Consider the following 22614-nt stretch of genomic DNA (forward strand, 5'->3'; position numbering starts at 1 on the left):
TGGATGCGGCTGGGGAGTGTTCATTGTATGATGAATTATGGTCGGTATTCCGGCTTCAGTCAGTCCGTGTCAGAATGTTTATTTTTTTATGTTTTTTGGAGGTATAAAATGGAAATCCCTTTACAGGCCCAGGTTGAATGTACAGACGGCGTTTGTGGTCAATCTGAATATGTCTTGATAGACCCATTGCTCGATCGGGTAACAAATCTGGTTATAAAAGAGACGGCATCTGATGTCGAGTATATTGTGCCGGTTGATGTTATCTCTGCAACCATTGCCAAGACGATTCAACTGCGTTGCAGCAAGGCTGATCTGGAGAAGATGCAGCGGTTTGTTAAAACTGAATACATTGAAGAGACGATCCCCGACAGAGATTTCATGCTCGCAGGCGGAATGTATGGTATGGGATCTTATTACTACATGCCTTATGTGTCTCCTGAAATAACTGTGCAGGTGCCGAATGAAGTTTTACAGATTCCGCCAGGAGAATTGGCTGTGCGGCGGGGGACTCGCATCGAGGCAACCGATGGCTATGTCGGTAAAGTGGATGAGTTGGTGATTAATGCAAAAAATGGTCACATCACTTATTTAGTGATGCGGGAAGGGCATCTCTGGGGACAAAAGGATGTAATCATCCCTCTCTCTGCACTGGGTGAATCTCACGCCGATACACAAACTGTATTTTTAAAAATAGATAAGGCTCAGGTTGAATCATTGCCGACCTTCCCGATCCACAGGCTTTGGTCTTGAAAACAGCAGCGTCTTTTTACTGGAAGATGCTGATGAATTATCAGAAGGAGTATGGTCATGAAAGATAACCAATTCCAGGTATTTACCTGTAAAACATGCGGCGGCCATGAATTGATCGTTACCCACACCTGGAACGTTGAGGCAGGGAACGACAGCGAAAGTTGGCGTGAATGGGGACCGCTCAAAGAGAATCACCATTGGCAATATGCTTTTAAGGAAAAGGTTGAGGAAAATGCGGATAATGAAGTTCAACGGGGTGACTTCGGTGAGTTCGCGGAGGACGATTCAACTTCTGAACCGGAAGACTATGAAGTGCATGATATACAAACCAGCCGCGAAGGCGATGAGTTTTTTGTCAATTGCGGAAACTGCGACCGGGAAGTTGAATTTGGCTGGTCAGAACCGGATCGCCGTGGACTTATTTATCCGGTTGAGTTTTTGGATTTTATCTCATCTGAATGCTGGCCCGACCCCAAATATTTGGAGAGTTGGCGGCGGCAGGGTTGGGAACGAATAACGCATATTCACTCTTCATAACTGCGCAGACATCGCACAGTCTGATTTGCTATTTGTTTAGGAGAAGTACATGATCAATTTTATGATATGGATCGTTGTTGGAGCCTTGATCGGCTGGGCTGCCAGTCTCATCATGCGCACGAATGATCGCCAAGGCCTGATCGGTGATATTCTTGTCGGCATCGTCGGTGCGTTTGTGGGCGGCTATTTTTTAACCCCTCTGTTTAATGTCAGTACGATCAATGAGGGCAACTTTAGCATTCCTGCCATGTTGGTGTCGCTGGGCGGGGCCGTTATCCTGCTGGCAATTTCAAAGCTGTTTCGTAATATTGCCGGATTTTTGTTAATGCTGCTCATTGCATTCCTGATCTATATCTATGTTAGCTGTTGGTCTTTGTCGTCAGCTTCCATGTTTTGCGGCAGTATCAGAGCATTGCCATTCCTGCAATAAACCCCGTTCGCTTTTCTCTCCCCCAAGTGGCGGAGAAAAACACTCCCCAGACGCATGATGTGCCTGGGGAGTGTTTCTTGTAGGATGAATGTATGACCCGTATATATATAGCTGATGCCAAATCTGAAGAACGTTCGGCTCTGCGCCTGCTGCTGATTGACCTGAATATGGAAGTAGTTGGCGAAGCGGCGGATTGGTATACCACGTTAACTCAAGTGCCACTCAGCCGCGCAGATATTTTGCTGGTTGATTGGGATTTACTCCCGATTGAACCTGGTGCTGCGATTGGCGAACTTCGTATGGTTTGCCCGGCTGCGCTGGTCATTGTTCTCATCAGCCATTTGGATGCTCGTCAACAAGCTGCACTCTCTGCCGGTGCTGATGCGTTTATCAGTAAAGGTGAAACACCAGAACGTGTATCTGAACGTTTGCGAGCTGTTGCTGCAAGTGTCATCAAGAAAATGACACCATCTGGCTGAAAGGGATATTTGTTATCCGGTGCAACTGCGCTGTCTTGCGCACCGGCGTAAATTAGGACAGTGTTTCACCCGGCTGAAAAACTGAAAGCAGAAATCGCTCAGTCTCAAGCCAGGAGAAGGTAGTGTCATTCCAACCGTGCAAGTTTGTATAAATGATCTGGAGGATCAAATCATGAACAAGGATATTTTTGAAGGAAAATGGAAGCAAATTCGGGGCGAGGCCAAAGCCTGGTGGGGCAAACTCACCGATGATGACCTTGATCGCGCTGCCGGAAAGTTCGATGTTTTGGCCGGCATGCTTCAGGAAAAATATGGCTATACCCGTGAGGCCGCTGCAAACGAAATTGACAAGCGTGTAACCGATTACGAAGCTGCCATGAAAAAGAAAACCGTTCCGGCTCCTGTTAAATAGCCGGAATATGGAATGCTCATTCTCGCTTGAAAATGGGCTCAGTTCGATAATTTTTATCCGAACCGCCGTGCGTTTTTAAAAAATTAATTAGGAGAGTAAAAATGAACCTTATCATCTATCTTATTGCCGGTGCGATCGTTGGTTATATTGCCAGCAGGATCATGCACACAAATTCGCAGCAAGGCACGCTGCTTGATATTGTAGTAGGCGTTATAGGCGCGTTTGTTGCCGGTTACTTTATCAGCCCATTGTTGGGTGTTGGGACGATCAATGACGCCATCACCATTCCAACCATGCTGGTCACACTGATCGGCGCCGTCATTTTGCTGTGGATCGTCAAGGCGATTCGCCGCTAACGCGGAACCGCATCCCTTTCAAATTTATGAAGTAAACGAACAGGGGTATGTACATACCCCTGTTCGTACAAATTATTAATGTCAAAGCATATACCGGAAAGAAAGATCAAAATGTCAAATAATAATAGAGTGTCAGAAGTTAGAACGTCACAGAGTGAACCGGAACGGGAGCAGCGCATTTTTACTTTTAAGGCTTCTCAATTAATCTGGTTGTTATTTGGAATACTTGAAGTACTGATCGCCCTTCGCATTGGCTTGATGTTGATCGGCGCAAATCCAAACAGCCCGATCGTCGCCTTGATCTATGGCTTTACCTACCTGTTTCTATTTCCATTCACCGATCTGGTCAGTTCGCCAGCAGCCGGCAATATGGTGCTTGAAATTTCCTCCCTGTTTGCAATGCTGGTCTATGGTTTGGTTGCGTGGGCCATGGAACGAGTGATCTGGCTGGTGTTTTATCGTCCGCGTGGAGCGGTGGTGGCAGTTACAGAAACGACGACCAGCGAGAATCATAATATCCGGTAAACAAAAGAGGCTGTTGTGAATAATCCCGATTGTCAGCAAGAGTCAGATCCGCGGCTTTTTATCCGCCCGCATATTTTAAATCGCATCCTGCGCTGGCTGACTGGTCTTATTCAGTTGACTGAAGATGAACAAGAGGATGCGGGTATTTATTTAGATTACCAACCCTGTAAATAGTATCCGCTTAAAAACCGTTGTAATAAATATTTATGATATTTAAAAGAGAAGGAGAAATACCATGATTAACGAAAATCAAGAATCTGTATCTCGCAAGAACAATGTTTTTAGTATTTTTGTCAGTTTGCTGGTGGGTGGGCTGGCTGGAGCGGTGACAATGTTGTTGCTGGCGCCGCAATCTGGTGAAGATACCAGATTGCAAATTCAGGAAAAAGGAATCGAGCTGCGTGATCGAACCACAGGCATGGTGGAAGATGCGATGGCGCAGGTACGTTTGGATCGAAATAAATTCACGATCAGCGGACGCCGGAAAGCCAAGGAATTGTTGGATCAAGGCCAGGCCTTGGTGGTTGAGCAATTGGATCGTGTTTCTGATGCCGCACAAGCCGGTAAAAAAGCAATTCAAAATTCATAGGATTTACGCTTGTACTTTCTTAGTGAAAGGAAATTTTTATGAACATTACTAAAAATATAGGTTTCCTGTTATTGGCCATCTGGCTTATTCTCACAGGCTTATCTGCGTTTGTTGCGATGGGCGGTCCGGGATTGATTTTGTCTCTGCTTGCCATCGTGGCTGGCATTTTCATTTTGATCGGCCGCTAGAAGTACAGTCTCACTCGGGGAACCCAACTGGGTGAGACTGTACTTTTGTAAAAGAGGCTCCCGTGTCTGAGTTCATTATCCTGGCATTGACCACTCAATGGTTGTTCAGTTTTTTTGGCCAATTAATTTTTCCAGGTATTCCACACACAGGCAGTTTTATCTATATGCTGGCTGTCCTTATTGTTATCCTGATTATTATGAAATTTCTGTCGTAGTTTGCATCCGCATTTTTAATCTTCCGATGGCCGTCTCTATTTCCAGAAAAAACATAATGTCTTGACGACTTGTCGCTGCTTCTTGTATCGCAAATTTCGACGTACGGGAAGCCGGATATAAAATCCGGATCATTGAACAGAGGAGTGAGTATGTTTCCAGACCAAATACCAAGGATAAATTATGCTAAATTTTCGAGGTGTGAAGAACGAAAACAAATGAAAGACGCCGGCGAAGATTCCGATTTGATCCGAAAAGCAGATATGGCTATTGAAGAGGCTGTTTCTCAGGCTTTATCACGGGATGATGTTCTGCGCATGACGGATTTTAATGAAATTGATGTTTCTGTCAAACATGGAATTGTTTATTTGAGTGGTCATGTGATGAGCACGGCCAGCCAGAGCAGAGTTGAAAATGCTGTGCTATCTGTTCCTGATATTTTGGAAATTAAAAATAACCTTGTGTTAGATGATGGACTCACGCTGGAAGTTGCTGCAGCGTTGGGAAAGTTGGAACATACTTATAGCTGTAAGTTCTTTACAGGTGTTTCGCATGGAGTCGTTTCCATCAATGGCGTTGTTGATCGTCAAAATACTGTATGGCTGGCAGAGAAGTGCGCGGCGGGGATTCCAAATGTCCGCGGGGTGATCAATAACGTGCGCGTGGCAGGGTCTGCGTTGAAATCACATAATCAATTGTTCTTACAGCCCATCATTGGAGAGACCATTTATTTTCTTGATGGTGCGTTTGGAATTGTAAAACAGGTCATTATCAATCCGAATCACCGGCGGGTGATTGCTGTGACGATGCAGGGGAAATTTACCAATCAGCAGTATGAACTCAATTCACTGGTTGATGGTAAAACGCCAGTTCCAGAGCAACTGATAACAGTATCCATGACTCTGGTTCGTTATCTGACCCGGGTGTCAGGGTTTTTGTATATTCGCAGTAATGAAAGAAATCGATATGTGGATTTTGACCCCGCTTCTTTTTTTCGCCGCAAACCTGAGTTGGATTCCACCATATCCTTATTGCCCTGAGGATGTGTTAATTCCGATCGAATACCGGAATGCAGATCTTAAACTTGCAGACGAATCTGATCCGTTCCCGTTTGGGGAAATACTTGAAGATGCCTCGATCAGGGAACAATTTTTTGCAACTGATAGTTTTGGCCTGTGATAATTAAAGCTGGTTTATCGAATGATGAGCCGGCTGATAAGTGAAGGAGATGATTTAATGAAAGCGCTTGTATACCATGCTCCAGGAATCCGTTCCTATGAAGAAAAACCCATGCCGGTCATTAAGGAGTCAACAGATGCCATCATTAGGATGACCAGGACGACCATTTGTGGTACAGATCTGCATATTATGAAAGGCGATGTGCCCTCTGTAACCGATGGACGCATTCTCGGTCATGAAGGTGTTGGCATCATCGAAGAGATCGGCGGTAATGTTTTGAATTTTAGCGTTGGCGAGCATGTTTTGATTTCATGCATCAGTTCATGCGGAAGATGTGCCAATTGTAAAAAGGGGATGTATTCACACTGTGAGAACGGCGGCGGTTGGATTTTGGGGAATCTGATCGATGGGACGCAGGCCGAATATGTCCGCATTCCCTTTGCAGATAACAGCCTGCATCCGATTCCTGCTGAAGCCGATGAAGAGGCGCTCGTTATGTTGAGTGATATCCTGCCGACGGGATTTGAGTGCGGCGTTCTCAATGGGCAGATAAAGCCCGGAGATGTTGTGGCAATTATCGGCGCAGGCCCGATCGGGCTGGCTGTCCTCCTTACGGCGCAGTTCTATTCGGCAGCGGCAGTCATCATGGTGGATAATGACAATAATCGTCTTGAAGTGGCGAAGAAATTTGGAGCGACGCAAGTCATCCGCAATGACCTTGGGAATGCTGCCGAAAAAATCATGGTGTTGACGAATAACCGGGGCGTGGATGTGGCAGTGGAGGCGATTGGGATTCCGGCAGGCTTTGAGATTTGCCAGGCGATTGTTACAGCAGGTGGTTTTATCGCCAATGTGGGTGTACACGGGAAACCAGTTAAGCTAAATCTGGATAAACTCTGGTCGCAAAATATTACGATCACAACGCGCTTGGTTGATACCGTCACAACACCAATGCTGATAAAAACAGTGGTCTCAGGAAAACTGCAACCGAAGGATTTAATTACCCACCATTTTACGTTGGATCAAGTGATGCAAGCCTATGATACTTTTGGCGATGCAATGAAAAAGGAAGCATTGAAAGTAATCATAACAAACGACGTTATGGCGCAGGAATCTGCCCAGTCTGGCATGAAAAAAAATATACCATTCCCTGTGGTTGTTTAGTGAATCGCTTTTCTAGTCGTGTGCTGCGTCCTGTTTTTTTAAGATGGGCGGGCCGGTTTCAGCGGTTGATCTACAATCAATTTTGATCGCATTCTTTTGCGCAGTATTCATTATCTTATTGCGCGTAATTAGTGGAAGAAGAACTTAATGTGTATCGTCAGCAGTTTTTTACTGCTTCAGAAATTTAATGCCCCAAAAGGAGTTACAAATGGACAAGCAATACCCAGCATATTACAAACAACTTACCGGATTGATGGGCTCTGTAGGAAAAGAAATCCCCAACACAATGGCCGGATTTGGCGAGCTTCATAAGCAATCCATGATGGACGGTGTATTAAGCGCGAAGGTTAAGGAGTTGATTGCTCTGGCAATCGCGATTACGGTCCGCTGTGATGGATGTATTGCCTATCATGTTCATAATGCCCTTCATGCCGGCGCTACCAGACCTGAGATCGTTGAGTCTATCGGGGTTGCCGTGATGATGGGTGGCGGCCCTTCGACAATATACGGTTCAGAAGCATTGCTGGCTCTGGATCAATTCGAAAAAGAAGGTTTCCGTTAATTTATCTACAACTCTCTTGCATAATGAAAGCAAGCAGATCTAGGCAGATATACAAGCCAAACGTTATCGGAAAATTAAAATCGGGCGCTGATCGTGTGCATCCAAAAAGTGTTCCTGGCTTATTGCCGATAACGTCTACTATTTTGCCGCTCATCGTGCGGCGGGATTTTCTATTTTTGACTTGTGCAATGATCTACTTGAATATTCTCCCCCAAGTGGCGGAGAATAACACTCCCCGGCAGATGGATGTGACCGGGGATGTTTTATTGTAGGATGAATTGCACGACAAGCCGATCTAAAAAAGGAGATTTCCAATGCTATACACAATTATTGTAATTTTACTCATCCTGTGGCTGCTCGGATATTTTGGTCCGAGTGTTTTTTCCGGGATCCCGCGCAGCGGTAACGTCCTTCACGTTTTGCTGGTCATTGTGGTTATTCTCGTTATTTTGAGATTGTTAGGGATCGCGTAACTACGTATTCCATTGAATGCTGACCGGGCAGGCATGCCTGCTCGGTCAGTGAAATTAAAAGAAAGGAGAATCCCATGTTGTACACAGTTGTTGTCGTTTTAATTGTATTGTTTTTGATCGGCTATTTGCGATAGATTGCTCAATGTCAATCGTACTGTTTTAAAGGAGAATTTCTATGAAAAGATGCAGTGAAGTAATGACGAAGAACCCTGTTTGTTGTTTGCCGGATGATCTGGTGACAAAAGCGGCGGAACTGATGAAAAGCGAGCACGTTGGTTCGATACCAGTTGTTGAAAACAAAGAGACAAAAAAATTGATCGGCATCGTAACCGATCGTGATCTGACTTTGAGAATTATCGCCGAAGGGCTTGATGCCAAGTCCACGAAAGTGGAGACGGTCATGACACGTAAGGTGGTTACCTGTCATACCGATGATGATTTACAGAAGGCGTTGGACGTGATGTCTGAGAATCAATTACGCCGCATCCCGATTGTGGATGATGACAGCAAAATATTGGGGATTATTGCCCAGGCAGATGTTGCGACGCGTGTGGATTATCCGAAAAAGACAGCTGCAATGGTGAAGGAAATTTCACAAGCGAACGGAAAATAAAAAAGCCGATCTGTAAGAAGCAAGCCAATCCCAGCCCTGGCAGCTTCTCATTTTGTTGGAGTGGATCATTAATATGAATGTTGTAGGCCGCAATTTTTGCGCTATCGTGATTTATGGAGCTGTGTGTGTTGCTTCTGTCTGCGTGTACAGGAATGACGGTCACCCCGTCTACACCCGGAGCGGCTGTGCTGTTAGGCACGCCGGTACTCGTTATTGTCACACCGTGTGAAGCCTGTGCCCAAGCCACACTCGTTGCTGTTTTGAATCAGGGAATGTATAGTGCCGATAGTCAGGCGGCAGGAACCGCTGAAATTGTCCGTGCCAATGCACAGGCAACTGTTGATTCGGCCAATGCGACATTGGGCGCTGCTTTAACTCAGGAGCAAAACAATGCAAATGTTATAGCAGCGCAGTTCGCGGCCACTGCCGAAATTGTCCGTGCCAATGCGCAGGCGACTGTTAATTCAGCCGGATCAACACAGATGGCGGCGCTGACCCAGTCACAATACAACCTGCAAGTAACCATGGCGGTTGGAACACAGAACGCGCAAGCCGTTATTACCCAGCTAAACAAGGATGATCTTGCCGCGAGCACACAGACAGCCATTGCCAACAATATCGCCACTCAAACCCAGGTTGCAGTTGCAACTTCACAATGGTATGACGATCAGGAAAGACAGCGTGAAGAACAGAGGCAGATTCCCATTGCCTTTTTGTGGATGTGGTGTCTGCCAATGTTTATTGTATTGCTGGCTATTTTGATGCTTTGGGGATTCTGGCGCTGGCTAAAGATTCAACAGTCCAACCAGCGCGTTCTCGAAAACCCGGTAGATAGAAGACTGCCTCCTCCAATAGATGAAGTGCCGCATCATCACCATGACAACTCTTTACCTTATCTCGATAGTGATATTGTCGAGGATGGTTATCAACTCACAGATCCAGATGATCAGGTGGGTGATTGGATGAATGAAGTGAAGGATAAACTGCGAAACAGCGAAGAGAAGGATAAAGATGACAATACAGACAGTTGACCCAAATCATTTTAATCTGATTACCCGGCGTATCAGGGCTCAAGTATCTGCCATCCTGACAAAATGGGGATTGCTGCCAAGGTTTAAGCGCTGGCGATTAACGCAAGACCCGGGTACTGGAATGGTCGTGCTGTTTGGCATACTCAATAACAAATATATTGCCGCCCATACTTCGATTCCCTTCAGTGACTATTTCGATCCGCGTTTATTGCATGATCTCGCAAATGAATTACAGGTGCAGGTGGTGTCGTGTAATAGTGATGGTCTGCGCTATGCCTTTATTCTTGACCGTGGTCAGCTTGATAAACTGCCAACCCATATAGATTTTCCCTATATTGATAATGGCAAACTGTCTGTCAGAGTTGTGTATGGCGATACTCCACAGTCTGTGCCAGCTCTGCCCGTGGACGTTGCAGTGCTTGATGATCGTTCGTTTGCGCGTCAGGTTGCGGGAGCTTTTTTGAAAGTATTTGACGATATCAAACTTAAGGACGAGGCGGTTCTGCAGCTCTCGGCTCAAAACCTGCCTGATGTTGTCGTGATAGACGAAGTTGAATTCAACAAACGGGTAGCAGAGCATGAAGCCAACCGTCAGAGGGTAAAGCGTGTCGAAAGGCTGCTTGATAAAACAGATGGATAGTTTTTGGAGATGACACTGGGTTGATACAGCTGTTTGTGAACAGCGGGCATATTTTTTTGACGCAGAGACCGCACACATATTTCCACTAGTTTGATAAAAAGCAGAACTGAGATGTGGATACCCCGATGATATTTATCGTTTAAAGTATTAATAAGGAGAATAACGAATGAAGCTGAATTTGATCTTTATCGTGATGGATTTGCTCACGCTGCTGGTGTATCCGGTTGTCTTTGTGCATGGTAAGCTGCGTCAATTTTCAAAATCAAAAGAAGATAATCTCCCGCCAAGTTTATTGTCTGCCAGCTCAGTGTTGCCGGGTTGATGGTCGATCGGAAAAATATAAAATAGGAAAGAAAGGTAATGATGCGTATTCAAAAGATTCTCTTCCCAAACCAGCAGGCATTCTGCGTTTTTCCTGAAAAACCTATAGATCTACCGCAAGCCATCTCTGAATTGCAATTGGAAAACGGCCGCCCCGTTCTCGTATTGATCGGAGGTGAGATTGATAAACAACAGGCTGCCATGACGCGGCGGGCGATCCAGACCATTGCCCGGGTTGTACAGGCTTTGAATGCTGTTATTATTTGCGGAGGAACAGATATGGGGGTTATGGATGAGATCGGTCAGATACGCTGGCAAAATCTTTACACATTCCCTTTAATTGGCGTGGCCCCAGAAGATTTGGTTACGTGGCCCGGCGGACCGCAAAGTGCAAAATTTCTATGGTGGGGCAAACAGCGCTGGCAATTAGAGTCACATTATTCTCATTTTATCCTTGTGCCTGGCAGCCAGTTTGGAGATGAGTCTCCCTGGATCGTGGATGCGGCAACCATTTTATCTGAAGGGCATCGGTCTGTGACAATTTTGATCAATGGCGGTGAAGTTTCCCGTAAAGATATTGAATTAAGCTTGAAGCATAACCGCCAGGTTATTGCTTTGAGTCATACGGGGCGTCTGGCTGATGAATTGTCAAGGCAGCCTAGCCGCAATCCGTTGATCTCTGTGGTTCCTGCAAATAATGAGCAGCGGATCACGGAAGTGATTCAAACTGCGCTGCTTGTTAACAAAGATATATTGAGTTCAAGATAATTTTTCCAATTATGGATATGGAGATTCCTATGAAAAGAAAAATCGGCTTGTGGATCGATCATCGGAAAGCTATTATCGTTTTTATTACCGATGAAGGTGAAAAAATAAAAAAGATCGCATCAGGGATGGAGAAACATGTCCGTTTTTCGAGCGGTGATGCATCAGAGATCGGTTCGACAGAAGATGTGCGGGATCGTCAGTTTGAGAATCATCTCAATGTATACTATGATGAAATCATCGCCGCCGTGCGTGATGCAGATGCGATCCATATTTTTGGGCCGGGTGAGGCAAAAGGTGAATTGCAAAAACGCATGGAACATGAAGGTCTCAATATTCACATCCTTGCCGTTGAAACTGCGGATAAGATGACCGACCGCCAAATTTCAGCAAAGGTTCAGGAACATTTTCTGGTTTAAATAAACGCGAGGTATAAATGAATAAAAAACGAAAATTCTCAACTGAAGAAGCCCGTTTGATCGGAACACAGATTAAAGTGGATTGGTCACAAATTGATCTTGAGCAGTTTCGGCGCGGGCTGGAAATAGAACTTGAGCATGGCGCGATTGATCCTGAAACCAATGTTACAGGAGATGATCCTTTGCTCACAGGCAAGATTGCCTGGGCACATCTTAAAGAAATAAAAGATTACTATACACGCCTTGATCAAATGGAAACCGAGGCAGATTCCTAGATTGTGAAAGGTGTGCGTTTTAAGGTAATGGAAAATAATAAAAGTATCGTTTCCGATGTTTTGGAAACGATACTTTTTAATTTCTATCCAAATACGAGAAAATCAAGTGCGTCAATCACTGCGTTGGTTCGAGGTGAAACCCTGGTGTTTCCGTGCAGATGTTTTTTGCTGTGAATGGAATATTGTTCCATTATTCGCGCTGGGATGGTTTGAGTCTGCTCTGAAAAGTTAGCAAAGATCACCGCGCGTTTGCCGGCGTGAATCCGCACGAAGCCGAGGACGTGTTCATTCTCAGTTGGGATGATTTCCAACTCGCTTCCCGCAAAAGCCGAATGCTGTTTTCGCAATTCGATCAGCAGTTTCAACCCTTGAAAGACTCTGCCTTCAATGGTGTTCGCGTCATTTCGTTTTGCATACTTCTCCCAATCAGCCCGTGGACGATGTACCCAGCGGCTGTCTCTTTCATGTGCGGGGTCGTCACGATAAGTGTAGTCATTCAGTGTGCCTACTTCATCGCCAAGGTAGATCAGCGGAATCCCACCGACGGTTAAGGCGATGCCATAAATCAATAGAATGCGGCGAATGGCAAGTTCCACTTCATTTGGGCCTTCTTCGTGCAAGGCTTTTTCCAAACCTGCCAGTGAGGCACAGGTGCCGCTGATACGGCAATCACCAGTCAATGGATTTTCCTGAAAGGGAAGTCCGCGTGAAAAGCTGCCATTAAATCTGCCGCGATAGAATTCATTCAGGAAGCGGCGGTGATCGTTGCCATTCACGCCAAGCAGGGCGGCATCTTCATCGGAGAAGGTCCAGCCAATATCATCGTGAACGCGCACATAATTGACCCAGGCTGTGTCAGGATGAATTTTGAAACGTGTGGCGAGTGCCTGTGATAATAGATTCGTTTTGCGGGTGGCGAGGGAATTCCAGAGCAATGCCATCAGCAGGGGATTATAGGATACCTGACATTCGGCAGGTGAAATATATTTCACCACATCATCCGGGTGTACGATGGCTTCTGATTTAAATATCAATGCGGGTGCTGCGATGCGGGCAACCGCATTAAAGGCTTGTATTAAAGTATGCGCTTCTGGAAGGTTTTCGCAGTCTGTGCCGAGTTGTTTCCAGATAAATGCAACTGCATCGAGGCGTAATACTTCCACGCCTTGATTGGCGAGAAAGAGCATTTCTTCAGCCATGCGGTTGAAGACAGCGGGATTGGCGTAGTTTAAATCCCATTGATAGGAGTGAAAGGTTGTCCAAACCCAGCCGCCTTCTTTGAACAGGTTTGGAAAGTAGGTGAATGCTCCAGTGTGTTCTTCAGGGAATATCTCCCTGAGATTCTGCTCGTATTGGTCGGGCAATTGTCGGTTAGGGAAGATGCGGTAGAAGTCCATGAAATCTTCGTCGCCGGCTTTCGCCTGTTCGGCCCAGAGATGTTCATCCGCCGTGTGATTGAAAACCAGATCGACGACCAGGCTGATTCCTGCCTGACGAAATTCATGCGCAAGCGAGGCGAGTTGATCCATCGTGCCAAGCGGCGGGTGGACTTCACGATAGCTGCTGACTGCGTAGCCTCCATCGTTCTCGCCTGCGGGCGCTTTGAAGAGCGGCATGAGATGCAGATAGGTGAGGCCGAGTTCCTTGAAATATGGAATTTTGGATTTCACGCCTTCGAGATTTTCGGCAAAGAGATCCACATAGCAGACTCCGCCCAGCATTTGGTTCGATTGAAACCAATGCGGATTTGTTTCGCGGTGCAGATCAAGCTGACGCAGGTCACTGGCTCTTGCAAACCAGGCCGACGCGAGGCTGATGAGCAAATCTTCAAGATGAAAAAAGAAATCATATTGTTCATGATAAATATTGAAATACAACTTGAAGAGTTGCGGGAAGTTGCTTTGCAGGCGCGTTGAAAAGGTCTGCCAGCCTTGCGGGTCTTTTGAAATTTGTTCTTTTAGTTTTTCCTCCAGACGCGGAAGAAGACGTTTGAGTGTTTTTTGCGATTCACGTTCAGGCATAATGTTTAATTTTTAGACAGGGCTTGTCTGCCTAATGCGATTGCACCCAGTACACCGGAGAGATTCCCGAGCCCGGGGTTGACGATGTAGGTTTCGATATTTTCAAGAATGGCTGGAGATTTAATGTAGCCATTAATGAGCTGCTGTGTGCGCTGTTGAATGCGCGGCAACATGTGCGGTAACTGCCCGACGCCGCCGCCAAGGATGATGCGTTGCGGGGAGAGGGTGTATGAATACGCTGTGAGGGCGTGTGAAATATATTCAACTTCCAAATCCCAGGCGGGGTGTTCAGGTGGAAGTGTTGCGCTGCGTTGTCCCCAGCGTTTTTCAATGGATACACCTGTGGCGAGGCCTTCGAAGCAATCACCATGAAACGGGCAGACGCCATCGAATGGGTCTTTTGTTCTGTCGTGCGGCAGAGGAATGTGTCCCAATTCGGGGTGTAATAAACCATGCAGTAGTTTTCCTTCCACGAATACGCCGCCGCCGATGCCGGTGCCAATGGTGAGGTAAATGAAAGTATTCAGCCCCTGTCCTTTACCCCATTTCCATTCACCCAACGCTGCGCCGTTGACATCTGTATCGAACGCGATGGGAATGTCAAATGCGGAACGCACCATGCCGACTACATTTGCATTTGTCCAGCCGGGTTTTGGGGTCGGGAGGATATACCCATAGGTGGGCGAATCAGGATGCGGGTCGAGTGGGCCGAAGCAGGCGAATCCGATCGAGGCGAGTTTGCCAAAATTTTCTTCCTGCTGCTTGAAAAATTCCACGGCCTGAGACATTGTCTCTTCCGGGGTTGTGGTCGGGAAACGTACTTCAGCGCGGATGTCGTTTGGGCCTGTGCCGACAGCGCACACAAATTTTGTGCCGCCGCCTTCGATTCCGCCGAACAAGGGGTGTGAGTTAGTGGGCATGTTTTTTCATCCAGTGATACGAGTATGGGTTCAATGTTATGCTTTGAATGTGCTGCATTTCGTTGGTTAATAAATTAATATACCCGCCTTGATATTCTGCTGGAAGGGTAAAAGATCTGCTGGAATTAGCAAGATTATGAATCAGAAGTATCTTTTCTTCACCATGCTCGCGCAGATAGGCAAGAACTCCCGGGTCGTTTGATTCAATAAATTGAATCGAACCGCGCCCGAAAGCATGATGTTCCTTGCGGATGTGAATCATACGGCGAATGGCACGATAAAGCGAATCAGGATCTGCAAGCTGTGACTCTGTGTTGACATGCTGAAAACCGTACTGGCCCTGAATCAATTCGGTAAATGGTTCGCCTTTGTAAAGCCTGCACTGGGTGAAGAATTCCATTGCATGGGGGTGCGGACTCCATTTCGATCTGACAGGTTGAGATTATCTCCCATACCGATCTCGTCGCCGTAATAAATGATGGGGGAGCCAGGCAATGTGAACAATAATGAGTTGACTAACTCGATCTTGCTGCGGTCATTGTTGAGGATGGGCGCCAGTCTGCGGCGGATGCCGAGATTGTGGATCATGTGCGGCTCGGGTGCAAATTCACGCCACATTAATTTGCGTTCTTCGTCTGTTACCATTTCGAGGCTGAGTTCATCATGGTTGCGCAGGAAGGTGGCCCACTGACAATTATCGGGAATGGAGGGCGTATCTTTTAATATCTCAATAATGGGTGTGGCGTTGTTTTGTGCAATGGAAAGAAAGATACGCGGCATGAGCGGAAAGTGAAACGCCATATGAAATTCATCGCCGCTGCTGAAGTATTGACTAAGCTCCTTCGGCCACTGATTGCTTTCTGCAAGCATGATGGCTTCTGGAAATTCACCATCGATCAAGTGGCGGATACGTTTCAGGTAGGCATGGGTTTCAGGCAGACTTTCGCAGTTGGTGCCGTCTCTTTCGAAGAGATAGGTGGGCGCGTCAACGCGGAAGCCGTCGATGCCGAGTGTGAGCCAAAAGCGCACGACATTCAGCATTTCATCCTGCACGGCGGGGTTGTCAAAATTCAGGTCTGGTTGCGAAGAGAAAAAACGATGCCAGTAATATTGCTGTGTCTTTTCGTCCCAGGCCCAGTTTGATTTTTCAATATCGCCAAAGATGATGCGTACCCCTTCGTATTTTTTGTCTGTGTCACTCCATACGTAGTAATCACGATACGGCGAGTTTTTGTCGGAGCGGGATGCCTGGAACCAGGGATGTGCGTCAGATGTGTGATTCAGGACCAGGTCCATGATGATGCGGATTCCGCGCTCGTGGGCGGCGGCGATCAAGCCTTTGAGATCATCCAGCTTGCCGTACTCATCCGACACGTTGTAATAATCCGCGATGTCATAGCCGTCGTCACGTAAAGGGGAGGGGTAGATGGGCATGATCCAAATACAATCCACGCCGAGGTTTTTTATGTAATCGATCTTTTCAGTTAATCCGCGCAGGTCGCCGTGACCATCACCGTTGCTGTCTTTGAAGGCGCGCACCGATATTTGATAGAAGACTGCGTCTTTGTACCAGAGTTGATTGTTCATTGTGTTGTAAATAAAAAGTGGACTGGCTGCCCAGTCCACTTGTCTCCTTTAACCTTTGACTGAGCCTGCTAGTAACCCTCTTACAAAGAAGCGTTGCAGACCGAAGAATACAGCGAGCGGCAGAAGCATGGTGATGAATGCGCCTGCGGTGAGCAAGTGCCAGTCCTGTCCGCGTGAACCGACGATCTCTGCCAGCCTTTGGGTGAGCAATTGATTTGTGGGCGATGCGCCGATGAAGATCAATGCCACAAGGTAATCATTCCAGACCCAAAGGAATTGGAAGATCGCGAAGGAAGCCAGCGCAGGGACGGATAACGGCAGAATTAACTTTGTGAAGATCGTGAAGTGTGAAGCGCCATCTACAAATGCGGCTTCCAAAATATCACGTGGTAATTCGCTCATGTAGTTGAAGAGCAGGTAGGTTGCCAATGGCAGACCAAAACCCGTATGCGCCAACCAGACCGCGAGAAATGTTCCGTTCAGGTCAAGGCGGACATAATCACGCAGAATCGGAACCAACGCGATCTGTAACGGTACAACGAGTAAAGCTACTACCAATGCAAAGAGCATTTTGCGCGCCGGGAATTTCATCCATGCGAAGCCGTAGGCGGCGAAGGCTGCCAATGAGATCGGGATGACCGTGGCAGGAATTGCCACAGCAAGACTATTCAGGAAGGCGCTGGTCATGTTGTCGCCGCGCTCGGTGACGGTGGAGCCATCTGCGAGTGTGGCGGTGTAGTCATCGCCAGCGAGTACCTGTTTGTAATTTTCCAACGAGAAATTCGTGGCTGTTGTCCAGCCATATTTCTGGACATCCAGATACCCAACGCGGCGATTGCCGATCCACTTGATACGCAGGTCGTTGGTTTCAATGCCTTTGCTGAGTTCTTCAAATGTGGCGGTAATGCCTTCGAAGGTCATGGGCTGATTACGGTCCACTTCGGGACCCGGCTTGATCTTTTCAACGGAGACCCAATCCTTGTGCGGGAAAACCGTCCACCAGCCTGTGCGGTTGATGTCGATGCGGTCGCGGAAGGACGAGATGAGCAGGCCGATGGTAGGGACTGTCCAACATAGGCAGATGATTGCCAGCACACCATTAATGATGAAACTGTTGATCATTTTATTTGTTTTCATTAGAACACCTCCCTTTGCGCGAACTGACGCAAATTGTAGGCCATGACGGGGGTAACCGCGATCAATAGCACAATGGCGATTGCGGAACCAACACCGTTATTGTTATAGGTAAAGTACTGACGGTAGAACTCGGTCGCGATGACGCTGGTGCCGTATTGGCCGCCGGTCATGACGATGACCACGTCAAATATTTTCAAGGTAAAGATAATGATGGTGGTGGAGACTGTGATGATCGTCCCCATAATTTGCGGGATCATAATACGGAAGAACACCTGGAGTTCAGTCGCGCCGTCTACGCGGGCGGCTTCAAGGATTTCGGATGAAACGCCTTTGATAGCCGCAGAGAATAGCACCATGGCGTAACCCGTTTGCAGCCAGATGACAATGATGATCAGGAAGAAGTTATTCCAGGGTTGGAAGAAGGCTGTCCACGCTTGTGGCTGGCCGCCAAAGAACACAACCAGGGAATTGAGCAGGCCGATCTGTGACGCATCCACGGGTTTGACGGAATATACAAAATTCCAGATCACACCTGCGCCTACGAATGAAATTGCCATCGGCATGAAGATCAATGCCTTGGCAACCGATTCGAATTTACTTCTGTCTGCAAGTACGGCGATCAACAGACCGGTGGTGACCGTAAACAGTGTGCCGAAGATCATCCACATTAGATTATTGCGGAAGACGATCAACATTCCGTCATTGGTGAAGACATATTTAAAATTTTCAAACCACACAAAATTGACACTGGCTTCGTCATAGAAACTCAGAATCAGTGTGCGGATGGTAGGCAAAACCAGGGCCCAGATCAGCATCAGGATCGCAGGACCAACAAAAAGTACGGGTTGGAGGCGGCGGATCCATTTGTCTGAAAGTTGTTCGATGAAAAAATTGGCTGTGGTAAAAAGAAGAACGACACCGCCTACGCCCCAAACAATTGCCAGGAGCACTGTAACAACCTGGGGAATATTGGAATCTTTTGCCAGTTGAATATCACGTAAAAAGAAAAACCCCATACCAAAGCAGCAAGTGATATGGCCAGGGGGATGATAGCCAGTATGCTTGCGGTGAATCTGCTGCTTGACGAACCAGGCTGTGTACTGTTGGGTGTAGTTGAAGCCATGGGATTTGTCACCGATCCTTTCATTACTATAATTTGTGCGGCGAGTATGGGGAGTGAATAATTGCTATTGTATCAATGAGTGGTTATTTAAGTACGGGTCGGCTCACGTTTGCAAGCCGACCCGTTTATTACTTTATGGTCTTATTTGGGCCAGGAGGCGTCGATGTTTGAGAGTGCAGTATCGAGGTCTGTAGCGCCTGAAATATAGTTGGTCATTTCGGACCAGAAGGAGCCAGAGCCAACGGCGCCCGGCATGAGGTCGGAACCATCGAAGCGGACGGAGGTGGCGTTCTGAATGATCTCAGCAACACCACGTTCGATGTCGTTGCCATACCAGGAGAAGTCAGCATCCTTGTGAGGAGCGATCGCGCCGCCTTGTTCCATCCACACCTTGAGGTGTTCACCCTTGGTGAAGTATTCCATGACTGCCATAACTTCGGGGCGGTCATTTGTTGCAGCCCAGATGTCACCAGCGACGAGAACAGGTTTGCCATAGGCTTCGTCTTTTCCAGGGAAGTAGAAGAAGCTGTAATCTTCACCGCCAACAGTACCTTCAGGGAAGAAGGAGGTGATGAAGTTACCCTGTTTGTGCATCCAGCATTTGGGGCCGTCAGCATCGAACATGGGCAATGGGGCATCACCGAAGCTTGTTTCAACAATGCTGGCGCGTCCGCCGTATACATATTGGTCGTCCCAGATTGTGGCCATAACTTCAGCGGCGTTCTTTACTTCAGGTGAGCTGAAGGGAAGTTCACCCTTAACCCAGGCATCGTAATTTTCGAGAGAGGTGGTGCGGAGCATGATCTCTTCCATCCAGTCGGTGGCAGCCCAGCCAGTGGCGGCGCCGGATTCGATACCGACACACCACGGGGTGGAACCATCAGCAACCATCTGGTCCATGAGAGTGATCATTTCTTCCCAAGTGGTGGGGATCGCATAACCAGCTTCGTCCCATGCTTTCTTGGGATACCAAACGAGGGACTTGCCGTTCACACGTTCCCAAACGCCGGCCATGATCGGGCCTTCGGGGCCTTCCATGGTGGCCATATCCAACCAGGATTGGTTGTAGTTGGCAGCAACAGCTTCCATATCGAGATACTGGCTGATGTCAACGATCTTGCCTTGTGCGGCAAATGTGCCAAGCAAACCAGGCTGGGGGAAGTCGATCACGTCAGCGGCGTTGCCGGCATCAATGGATGCCTTGATGGAAGCTTCAAATTCCTTGGAGCCCTGATATTGGATGTCGATACCGGTGGCTTCTTCAAAGGAGGCCATGGTGGCATCGAATTTCTGGGCATCCGCATCAACGAACGGACCGGTAGCTGTTACAACAGTCCCGGAGAATTCACCAGCATAAGCACGTTCGAGGAAAGTGCCGGTCGCGGCAGGTGCGTCAGTTGCGGCCGGTGCTTCGGTCATTGCAGGAGCTTCGGTGGCGGCGGGTGCTTCAGTAGCAACAGGGGCGGAAGTTCCGCAAGCAGTCAACATCATGGAAGCGACAATCAACAAGGCAAATGTTTGCCAGAGTACTTTTTTCATTCTTCTCTCCTTGAGAATATATTAAAGAATTAAATAGACGTTATTGGAAATGTTGTGGTTGGGGATTGTCAATTTTTGGAAGGTACCTCCTGAAAAAAAGAAGTCTGCTTTGATTGATTTGAAAATTGAAAGCATTTTTATGAAAGCACTTTCATAATTAGTATAGCATAACTCCGCCAAGAGTCAATACGATTCTTAAAATCCATTATGTCTCTTTTATCTATCTAAAAAATTCCACCCCCAACTTATAACGGAGTCCCATCATCAAGTTATGTGTGCGAAATCCGCAGTACCTTGCTTTGCAGGTTTTTCAACTCCACGGTCAGCCCGGCTTCCATCCATGCCTTGCCGGAGCGCGGTTGATCGAATCCTTCCACTGTGTAAAGCGCATCAGGTTCCAATCCGCGCAGATAGATCGTTGGGATATTAAACCGCTCAGGGATATGCGTGCGGAAAACGAACAACACACCTTCGGCCTTATCCTTGCTAAGATATTGCACCGCTGAAAAATTATTCTTTTGGGATGAGATCAAGCGGAACTGGTCGCCAAATTGGATGACCTGCCGAATGTCTTTATACAAGCGGATGCAATTCGCCGCAGACTCGCGATCGGCCTGATCCCACTCAAGGAGATTTCCTCCCACTCCAAGTGATCCGCACATACTGACGTGAAAACGGAATTCCAATGGAACAGTATCCTTGCCCCAATCTGTGACCCAGGCTTCCATTGTGTTGGCTGGCAAAAATTGAGAATAGCCTTCCTGAATGCGTAAGCGTGAAGTGGCTTCGGTATTGTCACTCGTCCAAATTTGATCTGCAAATTGGAGGATGCCAAAATCGGCGCGTCCGCCGCCGCTGGCACAGCTTTGCCAAATGACATTGGGATGACGCTCTCGCAATGTTCCCCACACGTGATACACACCTTGCACATAACGCACCCAAAGTTCACGCTGGTCACCGGGCGCATCTGCCCAACCTGGCTCGCTGACTCCGCGATTCATATCCCATTTGATAAAGGCGATATTGTGATCGGCAAGTAATTTATCCAACACGCTGAGGATGTATTCCTGTACATCCGTCCGCGCCATGTTGAGGATAAGTTGATTGCGGCTTTCGGTGCGCACACGGGTGGGGAAGTGGATGACCCAATCAGGATGCGCGCGATAGAGATCGCTATCAGGGTTGACCATTTCAGGTTCGACCCACAAACCAAAGTCCATGCCGAGGGCGTTGACGTTTTGAATCAGTCCAGTGAGTCCGTTGGGGAATTTAATTTCATCGGGCCACCAATCACCAAGACCGGCGTTATCCCAGTTGCGGCCATGAAACCAGCCATCGTCCATGACGAATAATTCCACGCCCATTTGAGCGGCGATCTCTGCCAGCTTCGATTGCGAGGCTTCATCCACGCTGAAGAGAGTTGCTTCCCATGAGTTGTAGAGAATCTTGTGCAGAACTTTTCCATGCGGGATGATCTCATCACGCACATAATCATGGAAGATGCGGCTTGCGGCACCGAATCCACTTTGGGTATAGCCAGAAATGGAAGCAGGCGTGACGAAAGGCTGCTTCGGCATTAACTTCCAGGCGAAGTCCCAATCGTTGAGTCCGATGCTGATGCGGGTGGATGCGAACTCGGTCACTTCGGCGGTGATCTTGTGATTGCCGCTCCATGCCAATGTGCCGAACCAGACTTCGCCGTTCTCTTCGCTGGCGTTGCGGTCAACCGCAAACCACGGGTTGGCGCGGTGGCTTGAGATGATGCTTCGGCTTTCGATGACCTTCAAGCCCGGCGTGAGCGCTTCACGCTGCATTTGGAATTCGTTGCTCCAACTGCCGTACATGTGAGTCAGGGAATAATCTGCGCCGGGGGGCAGAGTTAATTTTGCAGAGAAGACCCGCTCCACGAGGATGGGATCATCGCCAAGGTTTTCGAGTGTGACCCAGCGTTCGATCAGATCATATTCTTCGTGAATGCGATAGTGGAGTGTGACATGTAACGGGTAGAAACTGTCCTTTAACCGCAGATCAAGCGTCGGTGAGGAAGAGGCGGTGACTTTGAAATCTTCGTAGACTAAAACCACATCCCGAACTTCATCCGCAAAAATGACCTTCAGACATGGGTCAATATATTTGGTGCCCGCATAGCCGGGATATTCTTCGGGGACAAAATGATGAGGCCCATCGGTGGAGGCAAAATTCGTGGTCTTGAACGGCGCGGGATAATCATCCACAAAAGGCAGGCGCGCTCCCCAGTAACGATGCGTGAGCAGACCGACTTCGTTGATGCCGATGGCGTAGGCGGTGTTGCGCGTTTCAAGAACCCAGCCAGTGGGTGATGAATGAATGGGCATGGGATTTTCCTT

Annotated in this window: 29 protein-coding genes; 21 read left to right on the forward strand and 8 right to left on the reverse strand. The window is 47.7% G+C overall.

The genetic code is table 11. From position 1 onward, the window contains the following. Nucleotides 1-108: 108 nt before the first annotated feature. The 21 genes from IPL71_RS05100 (at nucleotide 109) to IPL71_RS05200 (ending at nucleotide 11921) form a co-directional block, all read left to right on the forward strand. On the forward strand, nucleotides 109-750 hold the full coding sequence (locus IPL71_RS05100; protein WP_345319469.1) for a PRC-barrel domain-containing protein: 642 nt from the start codon (nucleotides 109-111) through the stop codon (nucleotides 748-750). A 57-nt stretch (nucleotides 751-807) separates the two neighbouring features. Next, the gene (locus tag IPL71_RS05105) at nucleotides 808-1287 is read left to right on the forward strand and encodes a hypothetical protein (RefSeq protein ID WP_345319471.1); all 480 of its coding nucleotides are present in this window, start codon (nucleotides 808-810) and stop codon (nucleotides 1285-1287) included. Nucleotides 1288-1336: 49 nt separating this feature from the next. After that, the gene (locus IPL71_RS05110) at nucleotides 1337-1717 is read left to right on the forward strand and encodes a GlsB/YeaQ/YmgE family stress response membrane protein (RefSeq protein ID WP_345319473.1); all 381 of its coding nucleotides are present in this window, start codon (nucleotides 1337-1339) and stop codon (nucleotides 1715-1717) included. A 92-nt stretch (nucleotides 1718-1809) separates the two neighbouring features. Further along, complete coding sequence (locus IPL71_RS05115; RefSeq protein WP_345319474.1) at nucleotides 1810-2196, forward strand: response regulator; 387 nt, start codon at nucleotides 1810-1812, stop codon at nucleotides 2194-2196. Nucleotides 2197-2368: 172 nt separating this feature from the next. Continuing rightward, on the forward strand, nucleotides 2369-2608 hold the full coding sequence (locus IPL71_RS05120) for a CsbD family protein (RefSeq protein ID WP_345319476.1): 240 nt from the start codon (nucleotides 2369-2371) through the stop codon (nucleotides 2606-2608). A 101-nt stretch (nucleotides 2609-2709) separates the two neighbouring features. Beyond that, nucleotides 2710-2964 (forward strand): GlsB/YeaQ/YmgE family stress response membrane protein, encoded by a 255-nt coding sequence (locus tag IPL71_RS05125; RefSeq protein ID WP_345319478.1) that lies wholly within the window; start codon nucleotides 2710-2712, stop codon nucleotides 2962-2964. A gap of 111 nt (nucleotides 2965-3075) precedes the next feature. Then, nucleotides 3076-3489 (forward strand): hypothetical protein, encoded by a 414-nt coding sequence (locus tag IPL71_RS05130; protein ID WP_345319480.1) that lies wholly within the window; start codon nucleotides 3076-3078, stop codon nucleotides 3487-3489. A gap of 15 nt (nucleotides 3490-3504) precedes the next feature. Continuing rightward, nucleotides 3505-3663 carry a hypothetical protein gene (locus tag IPL71_RS05135; RefSeq protein WP_345319482.1) on the forward strand — a complete coding sequence of 53 codons (159 nt, stop codon included), beginning with the start codon at nucleotides 3505-3507 and terminating at the stop codon, nucleotides 3661-3663. A 61-nt stretch (nucleotides 3664-3724) separates the two neighbouring features. Next, on the forward strand, nucleotides 3725-4078 hold the full coding sequence (locus IPL71_RS05140; RefSeq protein WP_345319484.1) for a YtxH domain-containing protein: 354 nt from the start codon (nucleotides 3725-3727) through the stop codon (nucleotides 4076-4078). 38 nt (nucleotides 4079-4116) lie between these two features. Next, on the forward strand, nucleotides 4117-4266 hold the full coding sequence (locus tag IPL71_RS05145; RefSeq protein WP_345319486.1) for a hypothetical protein: 150 nt from the start codon (nucleotides 4117-4119) through the stop codon (nucleotides 4264-4266). Between the two features lie 365 nt (nucleotides 4267-4631). After that, a complete protein-coding gene (locus IPL71_RS05150; RefSeq protein ID WP_345319488.1) occupies nucleotides 4632-5519 on the forward strand; it encodes a BON domain-containing protein in 888 nt (295 codons plus the stop codon). A gap of 196 nt (nucleotides 5520-5715) precedes the next feature. Next, nucleotides 5716-6822: a zinc-dependent alcohol dehydrogenase family protein gene (locus IPL71_RS05155; protein ID WP_345319490.1), complete on the forward strand. Its 1107-nt coding sequence runs from the start codon at nucleotides 5716-5718 to the stop codon at nucleotides 6820-6822. 208 nt (nucleotides 6823-7030) lie between these two features. Then, nucleotides 7031-7384, forward strand: a complete 354-nt coding sequence (locus tag IPL71_RS05160; protein WP_345319492.1) for a carboxymuconolactone decarboxylase family protein — start codon at nucleotides 7031-7033, stop codon at nucleotides 7382-7384. 314 nt (nucleotides 7385-7698) lie between these two features. Continuing rightward, nucleotides 7699-7857 carry a lmo0937 family membrane protein gene (locus tag IPL71_RS05165; RefSeq protein ID WP_345319494.1) on the forward strand — a complete coding sequence of 53 codons (159 nt, stop codon included), beginning with the start codon at nucleotides 7699-7701 and terminating at the stop codon, nucleotides 7855-7857. Between the two features lie 175 nt (nucleotides 7858-8032). Further along, nucleotides 8033-8470, forward strand: a complete 438-nt coding sequence (locus tag IPL71_RS05170; protein WP_345319496.1) for a CBS domain-containing protein — start codon at nucleotides 8033-8035, stop codon at nucleotides 8468-8470. Between the two features lie 125 nt (nucleotides 8471-8595). Then, complete coding sequence (locus tag IPL71_RS05175) at nucleotides 8596-9501, forward strand: hypothetical protein (protein WP_345319498.1); 906 nt, start codon at nucleotides 8596-8598, stop codon at nucleotides 9499-9501. Next, nucleotides 9482-10141 carry a hypothetical protein gene (locus IPL71_RS05180; RefSeq protein ID WP_345319500.1) on the forward strand — a complete coding sequence of 220 codons (660 nt, stop codon included), beginning with the start codon at nucleotides 9482-9484 and terminating at the stop codon, nucleotides 10139-10141. Before IPL71_RS05175 ends, IPL71_RS05180 begins: the two co-directional genes overlap by 20 nt. Nucleotides 10142-10307: 166 nt before the next feature. Next, complete coding sequence (locus tag IPL71_RS05185) at nucleotides 10308-10463, forward strand: hypothetical protein (protein WP_345319502.1); 156 nt, start codon at nucleotides 10308-10310, stop codon at nucleotides 10461-10463. A gap of 38 nt (nucleotides 10464-10501) precedes the next feature. Next, on the forward strand, nucleotides 10502-11230 hold the full coding sequence (locus IPL71_RS05190) for a hypothetical protein (RefSeq protein WP_345319504.1): 729 nt from the start codon (nucleotides 10502-10504) through the stop codon (nucleotides 11228-11230). A 29-nt stretch (nucleotides 11231-11259) separates the two neighbouring features. Continuing rightward, nucleotides 11260-11646: a hypothetical protein gene (locus IPL71_RS05195; protein ID WP_345319506.1), complete on the forward strand. Its 387-nt coding sequence runs from the start codon at nucleotides 11260-11262 to the stop codon at nucleotides 11644-11646. 17 nt (nucleotides 11647-11663) lie between these two features. Next, a complete protein-coding gene (locus IPL71_RS05200) occupies nucleotides 11664-11921 on the forward strand; it encodes a DUF5661 family protein (RefSeq protein WP_345319508.1) in 258 nt (85 codons plus the stop codon). Nucleotides 11922-12004: 83 nt separating this feature from the next. Here IPL71_RS05200 and IPL71_RS05205 read toward each other — a convergent pair whose 3' ends face one another. The 8 genes from IPL71_RS05205 to IPL71_RS05240 form a co-directional block, all read right to left on the reverse strand. Beyond that, nucleotides 12005-13942: an amylosucrase gene (locus IPL71_RS05205; protein WP_345319510.1), complete on the reverse strand. Its 1938-nt coding sequence runs from the start codon at nucleotides 13940-13942 to the stop codon at nucleotides 12005-12007. Between the two features lie 5 nt (nucleotides 13943-13947). Next, on the reverse strand, nucleotides 13948-14862 hold the full coding sequence (locus tag IPL71_RS05210) for an ROK family protein (protein ID WP_345319512.1): 915 nt from the start codon (nucleotides 14860-14862) through the stop codon (nucleotides 13948-13950). Next, the gene (locus IPL71_RS05215) at nucleotides 14852-15211 is read right to left on the reverse strand and encodes an alpha-glucosidase C-terminal domain-containing protein (RefSeq protein WP_345319514.1); all 360 of its coding nucleotides are present in this window, start codon (nucleotides 15209-15211) and stop codon (nucleotides 14852-14854) included. The genes IPL71_RS05210 and IPL71_RS05215 overlap by 11 nt, the downstream gene beginning before the upstream one ends. Then, on the reverse strand, nucleotides 15208-16488 hold the full coding sequence (gene treS, locus IPL71_RS05220; protein ID WP_345319516.1) for a maltose alpha-D-glucosyltransferase: 1281 nt from the start codon (nucleotides 16486-16488) through the stop codon (nucleotides 15208-15210). The genes IPL71_RS05215 and treS overlap by 4 nt, the downstream gene beginning before the upstream one ends. A gap of 9 nt (nucleotides 16489-16497) precedes the next feature. Beyond that, on the reverse strand, nucleotides 16498-17586 hold the full coding sequence (locus IPL71_RS05225) for a carbohydrate ABC transporter permease (protein WP_345319518.1): 1089 nt from the start codon (nucleotides 17584-17586) through the stop codon (nucleotides 16498-16500). Beyond that, complete coding sequence (locus IPL71_RS05230) at nucleotides 17586-18602, reverse strand: carbohydrate ABC transporter permease (protein WP_345319520.1); 1017 nt, start codon at nucleotides 18600-18602, stop codon at nucleotides 17586-17588. Before IPL71_RS05230 ends, IPL71_RS05225 begins: the two co-directional genes overlap by 1 nt. Nucleotides 18603-18850: 248 nt before the next feature. Continuing rightward, nucleotides 18851-20248: an ABC transporter substrate-binding protein gene (locus tag IPL71_RS05235; RefSeq protein WP_345319522.1), complete on the reverse strand. Its 1398-nt coding sequence runs from the start codon at nucleotides 20246-20248 to the stop codon at nucleotides 18851-18853. Between the two features lie 269 nt (nucleotides 20249-20517). Then, nucleotides 20518-22602: an alpha-galactosidase gene (locus IPL71_RS05240; RefSeq protein WP_345319523.1), complete on the reverse strand. Its 2085-nt coding sequence runs from the start codon at nucleotides 22600-22602 to the stop codon at nucleotides 20518-20520. Between the last annotated feature and the right edge of the window lie 12 nt (nucleotides 22603-22614).

This window comes from Candidatus Villigracilis proximus (genome assembly GCF_016717045.1).
Taxonomy (GTDB): Bacteria; Chloroflexota; Anaerolineae; order Anaerolineales; family Villigracilaceae; genus Villigracilis; species Villigracilis proximus.